This is a genomic window from Caulobacter sp. BP25 (assembly GCF_002737755.1).
Taxonomy (GTDB): Bacteria; Pseudomonadota; Alphaproteobacteria; order Caulobacterales; family Caulobacteraceae; genus Caulobacter.
This window is the reverse complement of the sequence record NZ_PEGH01000019.1, coordinates 62540-76529: the sequence shown is the minus strand read 5'-3', so window position 1 is coordinate 76529 and position 13990 is coordinate 62540. Positions and strand designations below refer to the sequence as shown.

At 66.2% G+C, this 13990-nt stretch carries 16 protein-coding genes and 1 pseudogene; 7 read left to right on the top strand and 10 right to left on the bottom strand.

Features of this window, described 5'->3' with window-relative positions:
* Positions 1-5: 5 nt before the first annotated feature.
* Positions 6-332 carry a hypothetical protein gene (locus CSW59_RS17995; RefSeq protein WP_099445362.1) on the bottom strand — a complete coding sequence of 109 codons (327 nt, stop codon included), beginning with the start codon at positions 330-332 and terminating at the stop codon, positions 6-8.
* On the bottom strand, positions 311-1732 hold the full coding sequence (argH, locus tag CSW59_RS17990) for an argininosuccinate lyase (RefSeq protein WP_099445361.1): 1422 nt from the start codon (positions 1730-1732) through the stop codon (positions 311-313). Before argH ends, CSW59_RS17995 begins: the two co-directional genes overlap by 22 nt.
* Between argH and CSW59_RS17985 the strand changes: the two genes are divergently transcribed.
* Positions 1733-2365, top strand: coding sequence for a TlpA disulfide reductase family protein (locus CSW59_RS17985; RefSeq protein WP_099445360.1), 633 nt, complete (start codon positions 1733-1735; stop codon positions 2363-2365).
* Complete coding sequence (locus CSW59_RS17980; RefSeq protein WP_099445359.1) at positions 2362-3090, top strand: GNAT family N-acetyltransferase; 729 nt, start codon at positions 2362-2364, stop codon at positions 3088-3090. Before CSW59_RS17985 ends, CSW59_RS17980 begins: the two co-directional genes overlap by 4 nt.
* Positions 3091-3094: 4 nt before the next feature.
* Here the strand turns inward: CSW59_RS17980 and gluQRS are convergent, their stop codons facing one another.
* Positions 3095-3937 carry a tRNA glutamyl-Q(34) synthetase GluQRS gene (gluQRS, locus tag CSW59_RS17975; RefSeq protein ID WP_099445358.1) on the bottom strand — a complete coding sequence of 281 codons (843 nt, stop codon included), beginning with the start codon at positions 3935-3937 and terminating at the stop codon, positions 3095-3097.
* 2 nt (positions 3938-3939) lie between these two features.
* Positions 3940-4560 carry a TetR/AcrR family transcriptional regulator gene (locus CSW59_RS17970; protein WP_099445357.1) on the bottom strand — a complete coding sequence of 207 codons (621 nt, stop codon included), beginning with the start codon at positions 4558-4560 and terminating at the stop codon, positions 3940-3942.
* A 169-nt stretch (positions 4561-4729) separates the two neighbouring features.
* Here CSW59_RS17970 and CSW59_RS21510 point away from each other — a divergent pair, with 169 nt between their 5' ends.
* From CSW59_RS21510 to CSW59_RS17945, 5 genes and pseudogenes are all read left to right on the top strand, one after another.
* Complete coding sequence (locus CSW59_RS21510) at positions 4730-4840, top strand: hypothetical protein (RefSeq protein WP_099445356.1); 111 nt, start codon at positions 4730-4732, stop codon at positions 4838-4840.
* Between the two features lie 162 nt (positions 4841-5002).
* Positions 5003-5485, top strand: a complete 483-nt coding sequence (greA, locus tag CSW59_RS17960) for a transcription elongation factor GreA (protein WP_099445355.1) — start codon at positions 5003-5005, stop codon at positions 5483-5485.
* 50 nt (positions 5486-5535) lie between these two features.
* Positions 5536-6177, top strand: a complete 642-nt coding sequence (locus CSW59_RS17955) for a DNA-3-methyladenine glycosylase (protein WP_099445354.1) — start codon at positions 5536-5538, stop codon at positions 6175-6177.
* Between the two features lie 173 nt (positions 6178-6350).
* Positions 6351-6913, top strand: a pseudogene (locus tag CSW59_RS17950) (HNH endonuclease).
* A gap of 98 nt (positions 6914-7011) precedes the next feature.
* Positions 7012-7296, top strand: a complete 285-nt coding sequence (locus CSW59_RS17945) for a hypothetical protein (RefSeq protein WP_099445352.1) — start codon at positions 7012-7014, stop codon at positions 7294-7296.
* Here CSW59_RS17945 and CSW59_RS17940 read toward each other — a convergent pair whose 3' ends face one another.
* The 6 genes from CSW59_RS17940 to CSW59_RS17915 all read right to left on the bottom strand — a co-directional run bounded on the left by CSW59_RS17940 (position 7297) and on the right by CSW59_RS17915 (position 13894).
* On the bottom strand, positions 7297-7806 hold the full coding sequence (locus CSW59_RS17940; protein WP_099445351.1) for a VanZ family protein: 510 nt from the start codon (positions 7804-7806) through the stop codon (positions 7297-7299).
* 113 nt (positions 7807-7919) lie between these two features.
* Positions 7920-9725: a M1 family metallopeptidase gene (locus CSW59_RS17935; RefSeq protein ID WP_369825792.1), complete on the bottom strand. Its 1806-nt coding sequence runs from the start codon at positions 9723-9725 to the stop codon at positions 7920-7922.
* A gap of 36 nt (positions 9726-9761) precedes the next feature.
* Positions 9762-10322 carry a demethoxyubiquinone hydroxylase family protein gene (locus CSW59_RS17930; protein WP_099445350.1) on the bottom strand — a complete coding sequence of 187 codons (561 nt, stop codon included), beginning with the start codon at positions 10320-10322 and terminating at the stop codon, positions 9762-9764.
* Positions 10319-10876: a disulfide bond formation protein B gene (locus tag CSW59_RS17925; protein WP_099445349.1), complete on the bottom strand. Its 558-nt coding sequence runs from the start codon at positions 10874-10876 to the stop codon at positions 10319-10321. The genes CSW59_RS17930 and CSW59_RS17925 overlap by 4 nt, the downstream gene beginning before the upstream one ends.
* Positions 10873-11481 (bottom strand): YqaA family protein, encoded by a 609-nt coding sequence (locus CSW59_RS17920; RefSeq protein WP_099445348.1) that lies wholly within the window; start codon positions 11479-11481, stop codon positions 10873-10875. Before CSW59_RS17920 ends, CSW59_RS17925 begins: the two co-directional genes overlap by 4 nt.
* A 187-nt stretch (positions 11482-11668) precedes the next feature.
* Positions 11669-13894 carry a TonB-dependent hemoglobin/transferrin/lactoferrin family receptor gene (locus CSW59_RS17915; RefSeq protein WP_099445347.1) on the bottom strand — a complete coding sequence of 742 codons (2226 nt, stop codon included), beginning with the start codon at positions 13892-13894 and terminating at the stop codon, positions 11669-11671.
* Positions 13895-13990: the final 96 nt, after the last annotated feature.

The window sequence follows — 13990 nt, the reverse complement described above, 5'->3', positions numbered from 1 at the left end:
AGGTCCTAGTTGGGCGTGGCGCCGGGGAAGCCGGCGGCGGAGGGGCCGCCGAACGGATCGTTCGTGCCGGGCAGCGGCGCGGCGCGAATGGTGCGGTTGCTGGAGGCCGGGTCCCGGAGTTCTTGGGTCCCGCCGGCGCGGGCGGGCTGGTTGGCCTGGGCCGAGGCCGCGCGGCGCTCGGCTTCCCAGGCGGCCTTCTTGGCCGGATCCCACAGGGGCGTGGGACGCTCCAGAGCGCCTTGCTTGCCGCAGGCCGCAGCCGTGACGGCCAGAGCCGCGAGCGTCAGAACGGTGAGAGGGCGACGGAGCCTCATGCCAGAACTTCCTTCCAACGCGCGATCTGGGCGCGGACCTGGGCGGGGGCGGTCCCGCCATAGCTCATACGGCTGGCCGCCGAGGCGGCCGGGGTCAGAACGGCGTAAACGTCCTGGCTGATCCGGGGCTCGATCGCCTGGAACTGCTCCAAGGTAAGATCGGCCAGATCAACGCCAAGACCCTCGGCGGTCTTCACGGCCGAACCTGTCACGTGGTGGGCGTCGCGGAAAGGCATGTTCAACGTCCGCACCAACCAATCAGCCAGGTCGGTGGCGGTCGAGAAGCCCGCGCCCGCCGCCTTGGCCATGACTTCGGTGTTCGGGGTCAGGTCCGCGACCATGCCGGCCATGGCCAGCAAGGCCAGCTCCAGAGCGTCGAAGGCCTCGAAGGTCGGGACCTTGTCCTCCTGCATGTCCTTCGAATAGGCCAGCGGCAGGCCCTTCATGACCACAGTCAGGGTGGTCAGCGAGCCCAGAATCCGGCCGACCTTGGCGCGGATCAGCTCGGCCGCGTCGGGGTTCTTTTTCTGCGGCATGATCGAGCTGCCGGTGGTGAAGGCGTCGGTCAGTTTGATGAAGCCGAACATCGGCGTCGTCCACAGCACGATCTCCTCGGCCAGGCGCGACAGGTGCGTGGCGGTGATCGAGGCGGCTGACAGCGCTTCCAGCGCGAAGTCGCGCGAGGAGACGCTGTCCAGCGAATTGGCGGTCGGACGGTCGAAGCCCAGGCTCGCCGCCGTCTGGTGGCGGTCGATCGGGAACGGCGAGCCGGCCAGAGCGGCCGCGCCCAGCGGGCACTCGTTCATGCGGGCGCGGGCGTCGCGGAAGCGGCTGGCGTCGCGGCCGAACATCTCGACATAGGCCATCAGGTGATGGCCGAAGGTCACCGGCTGGGCTGGCTGCAGGTGGGTGAAGCCCGGCATCAGTGCGTCGGCGTGGGCCTCGGCTTGGGCCAACAGCGCCTTCTGAAGGGCTTCCAGCTGGCCGACCGAGCGATCGCAGGCGTCGCGGACCCACAGGCGGAAGTCGACAGCCACCTGGTCGTTGCGCGAGCGGGCGGTGTGCAGCCGGCCGGCCGTCGGGCCGATCAGCTCGCGAAGTCGCGCCTCGATGTTCATGTGAATGTCTTCGTACTCGTCGCGGAACGGGAAGGTCCCCGCGGCGATCTCGCCCTCGATGGTGTCGAGACCTTTGAGAATTTCGTCGCCGTCGGCGCTTGCAATCACACCTTGGCTGATCAACATCCGGGCGTGGGCGCGCGAGCCTGCCAGGTCCTGCGCCCAAAGGCGCTTGTCGAAGCCGATGGAGACGTTGATCGCCTGCATCAGCTCGGCGGGCTTGGCCGAAAAGCGACCGCCCCACATGGCTTGGCCCTGGCCCTTGGCGGCCTGGGGCGTATCGGAGGCATGGTCGGTCATATGAGCGAAGTCCAGTCGGGTCAGAACGAGCCGGGCGCTGCGAAGCGCAATCCTTTTAGGCTGGCGCTTGCGGGCGTCATCCTCGTCGGTGTGGCGGCGGTTCTATACGTCATCGTCACCGCTTCGTTCAAACCCCAAGGTCCCGCCGACCTCAGAGAATTCAAGAAGGGGACGCTGGCGAAGCTGGACGTCCCCGAAAGCCCGCGTCCGGCGCCGGCCACGGTGTTCACCAGCATGGACGGCAAGCCGGCCACTCTCGCCGACTTCAAGGGGCGGGTCGTGGTCATGAACCTGTGGGCTACCTGGTGTGCGCCGTGCAAGGCTGAGATGCCGACCCTTGCCAAGCTGCAGGCCGTCTACGCCACCCAGCCAGTGACCGTGCTGCCGATCAGTGTCGACCGCGACAGCGACCTGAACCTGGTCAGGGAGGAGATGGCCGCCAACCCGCCGCTCGTCACCTATCGCGACCCTTCCTACAAGCTGTCGTTCGACCTGCAGCCGCGGGCCCAAGGCTATCCCACCACGGTCATCTATGATCGTGAGGGGCGTGAACGCGCTCGGCTAGCGGGGCCCGCCGACTGGTCGGCCCCTGAGGTCCGGGGTCTGGTCGAGAAGCTGCTGGCCGAAAAGTGATCGACCCCAAGGTCCTCGAGCCGCTGGCCGACGACGCCTGGCCCGCGCGCGAGCGTGAAAGGCTGGGCGGCTGGAGGCTGAACGCTTCTTCCGGTTATTCGCTGCGGATCAATGCTTGTTGGCCGCTGGACGCGCCGGATCGTGACCCTGACCTTGCCATTGAAGCGGTGGAGGCGTGGTACGTCGCGCGAGGCTTGCCGCCGCGCTTCAAGCTGACTGATGGGGTGTTTGCTCCGCCTGATCTCGCCGAACGTCTCGCCGCGCGGGGCTACCGCTTTGGCCACGAGACCTTGGTCATGGCGGGAGCGACAGGCGGGGAGGGCGACGCGGGGGTGCGTCTTTCGCCCACGCCTGATGCGACTTTCGAGGCCGTGTTCACGGCCTCGGCGGGCGATCCGGAGGATGGACGCGAACGGGTCCAAGCGCTTGGCCGCATGCCGCCACCCGCCCTCTATGCTCGGTTGGAGATCGACGGCGCGCCAGCCGCGATCGGCGTCGCGGCCTTGGGCGGGGGCGTCGTCGGCGTTTTTGGCATGCGCACCGTCCCGACGCATCGCCGCAAGGGCTTGGCGCGTCGGGTCTTGCGATCGCTATTGGCCGAGGCGCGCCAAAGGGGCGCCCAGCGCGCCTGGCTTCAGGTCGAGGCGGGCAACGCCTCGGCTATCGCGCTCTACGCTGCTGAAGGCTTCGAGCCCGCCTATCGCTATCACTACTGGAGCCGATAGAGACTCAGACGAAGCCCAGTTCGTAGCTTAGAGCCTCGGGGCTGACCCCGGCCGCCCGAAGCTCTCGCAGCGTCTGGGCCTTGTCGCGTTTGGCGTAGCGTTTCCCGTCGGGGCCTAGCAGCAAGCCGTGGTGGCGATAGATCGGTGTCGGCAGGTCGAGCAGAGCTTGCAGTAGTCGTTGAATATGCGCCGCCTCGAAGAGGTCGTTGCCCCGGATCACGTGCGTGACGCCTTGCAGGGCGTCGTCGTGGACGACCGCGAGGTGGTAGGCGACCCCCACGTCCTTGCGGGCTAGGACGATGTCGCCCGCCGTTTCGGGTCGCGCCTGGATCAGGCCCGTCTCGCCGTTCGGGCCGGCGCCTTCCTCGACGAAGGTCAGGGTCTCGAAGCCGCCCAGAGCCTCGCGCGCCGCAGCCAACGACAGCCGCCAGGCGAAGGCCTCGCCGCGCGCGAGGCGTTCAGCTTCCTCGTCGGGCGGCAGCGGCGAGCCAGCATAGGGAATGGACGGCTCGTGCGGGGCGCGGCCGATGTCGATTTCCTTGCGGGTCTTGAAGCAGCGATAGACGAGGCCGCGCGTCCGTAGGGCCTCGATCGCGGCGTGGTAGTCGGCCAGATGGTCCGACTGTCGACGGACGGGATTTTCCCAGGCCAACCCCAGCCACGACAGGTCCTCGAGGATGGCGGCCTCGTATTCGGGGCGGCTGCGCGTGACGTCGATGTCCTCGATCCGCAGCAGGAAGCGGCCGCCGGCGTCCCGCGCGGCCATGAAGGCCGAGAGGGCGGAATAGGCGTGTCCGCGATGCAGATGGCCCGTGGGTGAGGGGGCGAACCGGGTGACGAAGGGCACGCTCAGTCTTCGGCGAACTTCGCGAACATGCCCAGGTGCTGGAACACCGCGCGCAGGAAAGCTTCCTCGCCGCCGAGCACTTCCTTGAGATGGGCAAACTGCTTGAAGCCAATCATCTCGGCCAGGCCGTGGCCCGCGCACCAGCCGGCGATGGTGGCCAGCTCAAGGTCGATCTCGGCGAGAGGCGTCTTGGACTGCTCGGCCAAGGTGTCGCGCACCTGGCAGTAGGCACCGCCTTCCTTCAGCTGGTCGGGCAGGGCGTCCTTGTCGCGCGAGCAGTCGTACATCACGCGATAGAGGGCGGGATTGTCGCGGGCGAAGCAGACATAGGCCACGCCGAGATTCGACATCCGCTCGCTCGGGTCCCGGGTCGAGGCGCGCGCCTTCGAAAGCGCCGCGTCTAGTTCGACCCAGCCTTCATGGGCGACGGCTTCGAGCAGTTGCGCCTTGTCCTTGAAGTGGTGGTAGGGCGCGGCGGGGCTGACGCCGGCCTCGCGTGCTACCGCCCGTAGCGACAGAGCGGCGGGGCCGTCGGTCTCGAGGATTTTTCGCGCGGCCCCAATCAGCGCGCGGCTGAGGTCGCCATGGTGATAGGGGCGGGGTTCGACGGTCGCGATGGTCATTGGGCTCACTCTAACCCCGGCTTTCTAGAATTTCATCCAAACGCTGTAAAGATCATCTTGACGGCGTTCAGATTTGCGTTATCTAAGCGCTGTCCAGATTGGCTCGGCCAAGCGGCGGCCAATGGTCCATGGTGGGCCCGGACGTGATAACGCATCAGGGGATACCGACATGCTTCGTTATGTGACCGCCTTCGAGAACGCTTTCGACCGCCTTGCGGGCGGCTATTTCCTCGTCATCGCTGTGGCCGTCGCGGCCGCCGTGGCTGGCGTCGTTCTGTAAGCGATCTGCTCGCGCTCGGCGGGCCGCATCGGCGCCCGCCGCCGCGTCCGATGCTTGATGCCGCCCCAAGGGGGAGCTAACCAAGTCGGGACGCGTTAGGCCTCGACGCCGCATGTGCGCGTCATAGGCGAATTCTTCGATGATCAAGACTTCCGAGCGGCTATGAGCGTCGCCTTCACGAAAGAGGGCGACAGCGAGGCCTTCGCGGCCGATCTGCCCGATCGCCCGATCTCTTCCCATCCCAACCTCGTCACGCCGCAAGGCTTGGCCAAGATCGAGGCCGAGCTGGCTTCGGCGCGCGCGGCCTATGCCTCCGCCCAGAGCGCCGGCGGCGCGGCTGACGGCGACCGAACGGCCATGGCGCGTGCGACACGCGATCTGCGCTACTGGTCGGCGCGTCGCGCCACCGCTCAGCTGATGGAGCGCGACCCGACCAAGACCGTCGTCCAGTTCGGCGACCGCGTGACCTTCGAGCGCGAGGACGGCCGCGTGCAGACCTTCCGCATCGTCGGCGAGGATGAAGCCGACCCGGCCAAGGGCTCGGTGTCCTATATCGCCCCGATCGCGCGGGCGCTGTTGGGCAAGGCGTTGGGCGAAACCGCCGCGGCGTCGGGCGGCGAGATCGAGATTACCGCGATCGACTAGACCGCAAGTTTCGGATTGCCTTTCGCGCGTCGGGTCTTCACCTGCGAACAATGTTTTTTCCGCCCTCCGCAGAGACTCTTCGCGAAGCCTGCAAGATACTGGCCGACGCCGATCCAGCTTTGGCGGGGATCGAGGCGGTGACACCGCCTTTCGACTGGCGCGTGGGGCTGGGCGGCTTTCCGGGCCTGCTGAAGATGGTCGTGCAGCAGCAGGTCTCGCTAGCCTCGGCCGCCGCGATCTGGGCGCGGGTCGAAGCGGGCTTGCCCGAGATAACGCCCGAGGCGGTGCTGGCGTACGAGGACGCGCACCTTTTGTCGCTCGGCCTTTCCCGGCCCAAGGCGCGCTACGCCCGCGCGATCGCCGAGGCCCACGTCTCGGGAACCTGCGATTTCGAGGCCTTGCCGGGCCTTTCCGACGATGAGGCCGTGGCCGCGCTGACCGCGATCACCGGGATCGGACGTTGGACGGCCGAGGTCTATCTGATGTTCACCCAAGGCCGGATGGACATGTTCCCCGGGGGCGACGTCGCCTTGCAAGAAGCCATGCGCTGGATGGACCGGGCGGAGGTCCGGCCAAACGAGAAGCAGGCCTATCGCCGCGCCGAACTGTGGCGGCCCTATCGCGGCGTCGCCGCGCACCTTCTGTGGGCCTGCTACGGCGCGGTGAAGCGGCGGGAGATCGCGCCTTTTTGAAGCAAGGCGACAGATGTCTTGGTTCTGTCGCCGATCTGGCCCATCCTTTCCTTGCGTTCGGGAATGAATGCCGATTCCCTGAATTGCGTAGGAAGGAGGCCCGTCTTCAGTCCTGTCGCGTACCCCCTCAGCCGAGGTCTCGGGCGTTTTGACGCTTGCCTCGAAGGGAGGATCTGATGCAGGTCCTCACGCGCCCCCGTCGGGCATGCCGGCTCTCGTGCTCAACGCCGACTTCAGGCCGCTCAGCTACTATCCGCTGTCCCTCTGGCCCTGGCAGGAGGTGATAAAGGCGGTTTTTCTGGACCGTGTCGATGTCGTGGCCAGCTACGACCAGGTGGTCCATTCCCCGTCGTTCGAGATGCGGCTGCCTAGCGTCGTGGCGCTGAAGCAATACGTCCCGCAAGAGCGTCCGCCGGCCTTTACCCGCTTCAACCTCTTCTTGCGTGACGCATTCAGCTGTCAGTACTGCGGCGCGACCGAGGATTTGACGTTCGATCACGTCATTCCGCGCTCTCGCGGCGGTCGCACGACGTGGGAGAATATCGTCACCGCCTGCGCGCCCTGCAATCTCAGCAAGGGCGGACGCACGCCTCGGGAGGCGGGGATGCAGCCCTACCACCACGCGCGTCGCCCCTCTATGCATGAGCTGCAGGAGCGCGGACGACGCTTCCCGCCGGGGCGTCTGCACGTTAGCTGGCTGGATTATCTGTACTGGGACATCGAGCTGGAAGCCTGAGGCTCCTGGGCTGCGGTGCGGGTGATCTGGTTGCGCCAATGCAACCGGAACCTTGGCGGCAGGTTTTATCTCCGAGGCTCAAGCCACGGAGATAAGCCATGACCCGACCCGACTCAGACCAGGGCAAGGACCGCCACCCTACCCACGGAACCTCCGCCTCGACCGCAGACATGGCGGCTGAACGCGAGATCCGCCGGGAAGATAAGTCGTTCGACGCTCCCCACGCCCGCGAGGCGGAGGAGCCGCTCCGCGAGGGTGAGAAGCACGACCAACTCGCCGGCAAGGTCGAGACGGCGGAAAACCGTCAGGAAGCCTTGCTCGACGAAGGGCTTGAAGAGAGCTTCCCGAGCAGCGACCCGGTCAGCGTCAAGCGCATAACCTGATTAGCGAGCAGGAAACCGTTGCGAGGCGCGCTCGGCGAAGTTCGCGGCTTCCGCCGAGCCTTCCTGCGGTTCGAACGTCACATTGGCGCGGCGTGCGGCGCGACGCGCGTCCATGGCCGCGATTTCGGCGAAGGTCAGGGCGCCTTGCTCGCGGATCATCCAGCGCCAGCGCTCGATCATGCTGATCACGTAGACAGCGTAGATGCCGGCCGCGTCGGCCACGAAATCGAGCAGGCTGCTGCTGCGCGAGACATAGGCTTGAGCGATCTCGACGCCGGCGCCGATCGCCAAGGCGATCAGCATCATGTCGATGCGGCGACGGAACGGGAAGGCGAAGAACGCGATCGCCAGCAGGCCGCCGAAAGCGAGCGCATGGGCCAGCTTGTCGTTCAGGCCGAAGATTTCCTCAGCGCCCGCGAACGGGCCGAGGGTCAACGCCACCACGGCCAGAACACCCAGAACAAGGGCGCCGCGGGCCACGGGAACGATATGGCGGGGCTTGAGGAACATGCGAGGATCTCCAAATGGCGACCTCGTCTTTACGGCGAAGGTGACGCCAACTGGTGAACGAACGCGGTTAGCCAAGTATGACTTTCCGAGGTCGTCTCGTATCCTCGCCAGTATTATTTTTGTCCGGATTCGGCTTTCTTCTTTGCCTCTGCGGCCGCCTTGTCGGCCTCGTCCTTGGCTTTTTTCCAGGCGTGGTAATTCTCGAGATAAGGTTGACGACGCAGGACTTTTGACGCCGGATCCACGATGATCGGGAACGCGTCGCCCACGGTTATCCGGTCGGTTCCGCCGGACATCGCCGCCGTTACGACCGCGTCTCCCACCTTGACCTCGATCGGCATGGGAAAGGGTTTGTCCTTAGCCGTCTTCCAAGTCAGCACCAGATCCGCGCCGTCGCGGGTCTGGAGAAGCTCAGGCTGCTGGGCCTCATAGAGATAGACGTCGAAGAACCAGCCATAGTCCTTGCCCGTCACCTGGTTGACGATCTTGATGAAGTCCTTGGTGCCAAGATAGCGCGGCGCGAAGTTGCCGGGCGCTGGATCGGGCCTGCCGTAAACCGCGATCCTGGTGATCTTGAAGAACGCCTCGTCGCCGATCAGGGCGCGCAGCGTGTGCAGGACATTGGCGGCCTTATAGTAGATGTCGTTCCCGGGGCCGCGGTCGCCGTTATAGACCGCGTCCTCCTTCAGGGGGCGACCCGAGACGATCGGGAACCGATTCTTGGTGTCGACGCGCATCTGGTTCAGGCGCGCCATGTACTCCATGTCGCCGTGTAGCCATTGCGAGAACAGCGGCTGCATGTAGGTGCCGAAGCCCTCGTGCAGCCACATGTCGTCATTGTCGGCGTTGGTCAGCTGGTTGCCGAACCATTCGTGCGCGAACTCGTGCTGCAGCAGCCAGTCGAAGCCATAGACGTCCTTGCGGTAGTCATTGCCATAGGCGTTGATCGTCTGGTGCTCCATGCCCAGGTGCGGGGTCTCGACCACGCCCATCTTCTCGTCACGGAAGGGGTAGGGGCCGATCATCTGCTCATAGAAGTCCAGCATGGGCGTGAACTCGGCGAATAGCGCCTTGGCCTTTTCGGTGCGGCTCTTGAGGTGCCAGAACACCATCGGGATCGTGTCGCCGTAGCGGCTTTTGTAGGTGGCCGTCAGCGCCTCATAGGGGCCGACGTTCAGAGCGATGGCGTAGGTGTTGGGGAACTTGGCGCGCCAGCTGTAGGTGCGCCACCCGTCCTTCTCGGTCATGCCCAGGAAGACGCCGTTGCCGGGCGCGACCAGCGGAGCGGGGACGGTGATGTGCAGGTCGACGAGCTTGGGTTCGCCGGTCGGATAGTCAATGCACGGCCAGAAGAGGTCGCAGCCATCGCCTTGCACGGCCGTCGCGATCCAGGGCTCTCCCGTCTCGGTCTTGCTCCAGACGAAACCGCCATCCCAGGGCGCGCGCTTGGCTTCCACGGGAACGCCGGCGTATGCGATGGCGACCGTGACCGTCTTGCCGGTCGCCAAGCGTCTGGGCAGGGTTATCGTCATCCGGCCTTCGGGATTGGTCCAGGCCGAGGGCTTCAGCGGCTTGCCGTCGATCGTCAGTTTGCTGATCGCGAACACTCGGTCGAAATCGAGGACCAGCTTGTCCAGTGGCGACTTGGCCGTGAAGGTTAGCGTCGCTTCACCCTCGATGGCCTTCTTGTCGGGCAGGATTTTGAACTTCAGGTCGGCATGGTCGAAGGCCAGAGCCTGCTGCTCGATCGGCATGACGCCGCCGGTTTCCAGCGAGAGGGCGCTGGTCTTCAGGGGCTCGGCGGCGAGCGCCATGCTGGCGGCGGAGAGAGCGATCAGAGAGGCGGCGCAGGCGGCCAGGGCGCGGATACGGACTGACAAGGCGGGCGACTCCCCCAACGCGAAGCGATTGGCGAGCATCGGTAGGCGCGGCCGTTAGCGGCGCCAAGCGCCGGGTTAGATCTTTTCGCTGATCTTGATAGCGGCGCGGCAACCGGCCTGGATCACGGCGCTGAGCAGCGAATAGCCGGGCGCTTCGCGGGCGCCTTCCTCGACGGCGAGGTCGCGGTGGGCCAGCTCGTCGTCGCGGAACTGCGAAAGCTCAGCCGCCAGGTCCGGATCGCGGTCCTTCAGCTCTTCGATCTGGCCGGCATAATGCTTCTCGATCACCGACTCGACCGCTTCGGTGCAGGCATGGGCCGCCTTGTCGCCGAGCAGGGCGGTGCCAGCGCCCAGCGCGAAGGCCGCCGCGCGCCAAACCGGCGACATCAGGGTCGGGCGCACGCCGCGCTCGGTCAGTAGGTCGTTGAAGCGCGTGAGATGGACCTGTTCGTGGCCCTCCATCTCTTTGAGCTGCTCGGCGATCCGCTCGCGGCCGGGCGCGTGCCGCATCACTGCGGCCTGGCCACGATAGATGTGGACGGCGGCCAGTTCTCCAGCCTGGTCGACACGCAGGATTTCGCCGAGGCGAACTTTCTGGGCGCCCATGCCAGGGCGATGGGGCGTGGGTTTGGTCATGCCGCGGCTTCCGACTTGCGCAGCGCCGCCAGGACGGACCAGACGGCCAGTTTCAGAGAGATCAACACGTTCCAGCCCGCCATGGACAGCCCAAGGAAGACCCAGGCGGCCGTATCGCAAGCCGGCGGCTTGATCTTGGCTGTTCCCTTCAGCATGGCCTCAAGGTTGGAGGCCGCCGCAGCGCCTATGCCCGAGCAGGCTGACGGCCCCGGCCACCACTTCCATTCGGCGCCGGCGTGATAGGTCGCCAGCCCCGCGCCATAGAGGAACAGCGCGCCCAACAGCAGGTTCGCTGGCAGGCGCAGGCGCGGCCACAGCGGCGTGCGCTGCAGCGCGAAGGCGACCAGGCCGATGGTTCCGGCCACCCAGTAGATCTCGCGTTGCTTCAGGCAAAGATGGCAGGGCGCCAGGCCGCCGAAACGTTCGAATGCGTGAGCGGTCGCCAGCATCAGCGCGCTGGCGAGGAACGCCAGCAGCGGCCAGTGACGCGTGACCAGATCATAGAGGCGGCCGACGAGGCTGTTTGCTTCTGTCTGGGCGCTCTCATTCGTCATACCACGCAGGCTCCGCCGCTGCCGCTACCGCCAATGAAATGGCTCGCGGTCAGGCCGATGACAATGAGGGCGATCAAGATTCCGGCGAACAGCGCCAGGCGCCGCTCGACCACCGGCAGCAGGGCGGGGCCGAATTTCTTGATGATGAAAGCGACGAGGAAGAAGCGCGCGCCACGCGTCAGGGTCGAGGCGACGATGAACATCGGGAAGCTGAACATCGCTAGGCCCGAGGCGATCGTCACCAGCTTGTAGGGGATCGGCGTCAGGCCCTTGGCCAGGATTACCCAGACACCGTACTTGCCGTACCAGCACTGGAACTCCGCGAGGCCGCCGGCGTGGCCGGTCACCGTCATCATCCAGAGCCCGAAATCTCGAAGGAAGTAGCCGATGGCGTAGCCGAGGATGCCGCCCAGCACCGAGGCGATCGTGCAAAGGGTCGCATAGCGCCAGGCCTTTTCCGGCTTGGCCAGGCACATCGGCGCCAGCATTACATCGGGCGGAATCGGAAAGAACGAGCTTTCGGCGAACGATACGGCGAACAGGCTGGTGGGGGCGTGGCGGGAGGCGGCCAGGCCCATGACCCAGTCGTAGAGGCGACGCAGCATGCGAACTCCGATCTAGTGAGAGCCCGTAGCTAAAGCGAGATAGCCAAAAGTGTAAGCGGTTTTGGCGATCATCTCGCATCTAAGCAAAGGAAAGACTTCCTCCGAGCGGATGAATGCGCCGTTGAGGCGCTGTCAGCTCGGATGTCGGGCGCGCGCGGCTTCCCGTCCGCGCGCGCCCCTCTCCAGCCTAGAACTTCAGCGCGAGGGAGACGCTGTAGTTGCGGCCAGGCTGGCTGTAGGCGTCCTTGACGGTGGAGTTGTCGGCCAGGCCGCGCATGTCGCTCCACCACCAGTACTTTTCGTCGGTCAGGTTGAAGACGCCCGCGCGTACCGTCACGGCGTCCGTTACCGCCCACCAGCCGGTCAGGTCAGCCACCGTGAACGAGGGTGGCATGAAGCAGTTGTAGGCCGAGCTGCCACCGGTTCCGGCGCAGGTGACGCCCGCGCGGCCGGCGGACTTGCGGTCCGAATGGATGACGCTGAAGTCGCCGCCGAACTTGCCGGAAGGCGCGCGGTAGGTCACGCCGCCGGTCAACTTCACAGGGTCGATCGAGGCCAGCGGCGTGTTGACGCCGTTCGTCCGCGAAGCGCCGCGCGCGTAGGAGACCGCCGCCCTGGCGGTGAAGCCCGCGCCTAGGTCGAGCGATCCCTTGGCCTCGGCCCCGCTGATCTTCACGCCCGACAGATTCACGTACTGGTAGACGGCCGGATTGGCGGCGGTGAAGTTCCCCGACACCTGAACCTGCTCGATGAAGTCGTCGTACTCGCCAGTGAAGCCGGTCACGGCCACGCGCCAGCCGCCGCGATGCAGCCGGAAGCCGGCCTCTAGCGTACGGCTGGTCTCGGGCTTCAGGTCGGGGTTCGAGATCGACTTGTAGTTCGAGACCAGGTTGGCGAAGCCGGTGTTGACCTGCGAGGGCGAGGGGGCCTTGAAGCCGGCGGCGAGGTTGGCGAACAGCGTCACCAGATCGGTCGCGTCCCAGACGACGCCGACCTTGGGGCTAAGGTGCGTGTCGCTCTGGCCGGCCGTCGCCGTCGTGAACAGCGGATCGGCCTTAGGATCCAGCTTGTAATAGTCGAAGCGCACGGCGGGGTAGATCGTCACCGGGCCGGCTGTGATCTCGTCCTGCACATAGAGGCCGCCCAGGGTGAAGTCGGTGGTGGGGAAAGCCTTGCCGGGGAAGGTCTCGCCGCTCGGCGGGACCGTGCCGTCGCGCGTGCCCTGCTGGCGGGTGATCGAGGCGTCGCCGCCCCAGACAACCTCATGCTTGAAGGCGCCGGTCTCGAAGCGGCTGTGCAGCTCGACGCCCGCGCCGAACACCCGGTTGTCGAAGGTCGCGTCCCGGGTGCGGTCGGCGGCGGTGTTGCGGTCTTCCGCCGAGAACTGTCGGGTCTTGCTGCGCTGCCAGTAGAGCGTCGTCTGGGCCGCCTCGATCAGGCCTTGGCCGCCGTCGAACCGGTGATCCAGACTGACGCGGTCGCGCTTCATCCGGTCGAAGGCGGTCAGGCCGATCACGCTGGTCGAGGCCAGCGGCGGTTTGGCGATGGCCGAAAGCACCGTCCAGTCGACGTCGCGGTCCAGGTGGTCGACAGTCAGGCGGAAGCGGTTCTTGTCATTGGGGCTGTAGATCAGCTTCCCGAGAACCGCGTTGGACTTGTTGTCCTCCGGATTGGCGGTGGTGCGGTCGGTGTTGGCCGAGTCGTTGGTTCCGGCCGTCTTCTGGCCTTCGCCGTCGCGACGGGTATAGGCCAACATCGCTTCCCAGCGGTCCGAGCGGCCCGCCAGGACCAGGCTCTCGCTCCAGCTTTCGTCGGCCGAAGCGTAGGATGCCCGGGCGCGGCCGGCGACGTTCTGGCCGGGCTTGAGGATGTCCGACGGGTCCTTGGTGATGAAGCTGACCGAACCGGCCAGGCCGTCCGCGCCATAGAGCGCCGAGGCGGGGCCGCGGACGATCTCCACGGATTTCAGGATATCGAGATCCACATAGTCGCCGCGACCGGTCGACTGGGCCCCGAAAGCGAAGCCGTCCGGGACGCGCACGCCGTCGACCACGATCAGCACGCGATTGCCTTCCAGGCCCCGGATGTTGAAGCCGGCGTTGCCGTCGCGACCCGTCGAGGCCCCGGCGGCGGTGAAGCGGGCGGGGGCGGTGCGCACCGCGACGCCAGGTTCGTCGCGGACCAGGTCCTTGATGTCCTTGACCAGCCCGTCTTCCATTTCGTCCGCCGAGATGACGCTGACCGTCGCCGGCGCTTTTGAGATCGGTCGTTCGGAACGTGTAGCCGTCACCGTGACCTTGTCGACTTCCGTGGCGTCGACGGAGGCGGCGGCGTTGTCGGCCGCTTGAGCGGTCGAGGCGAGCAGAGCGGCGGTCGAGGCGGCAGCCAGGGCGGCCAGCTTCAGGCGAGACATCGATATCCCCTTCGATGGTAAGATGCGAGCTATTCGCAATTTTGTGGCGATGGGGGTTAGAGCGACCGGGACACGCGGTCAAGCTATTTGCAATTG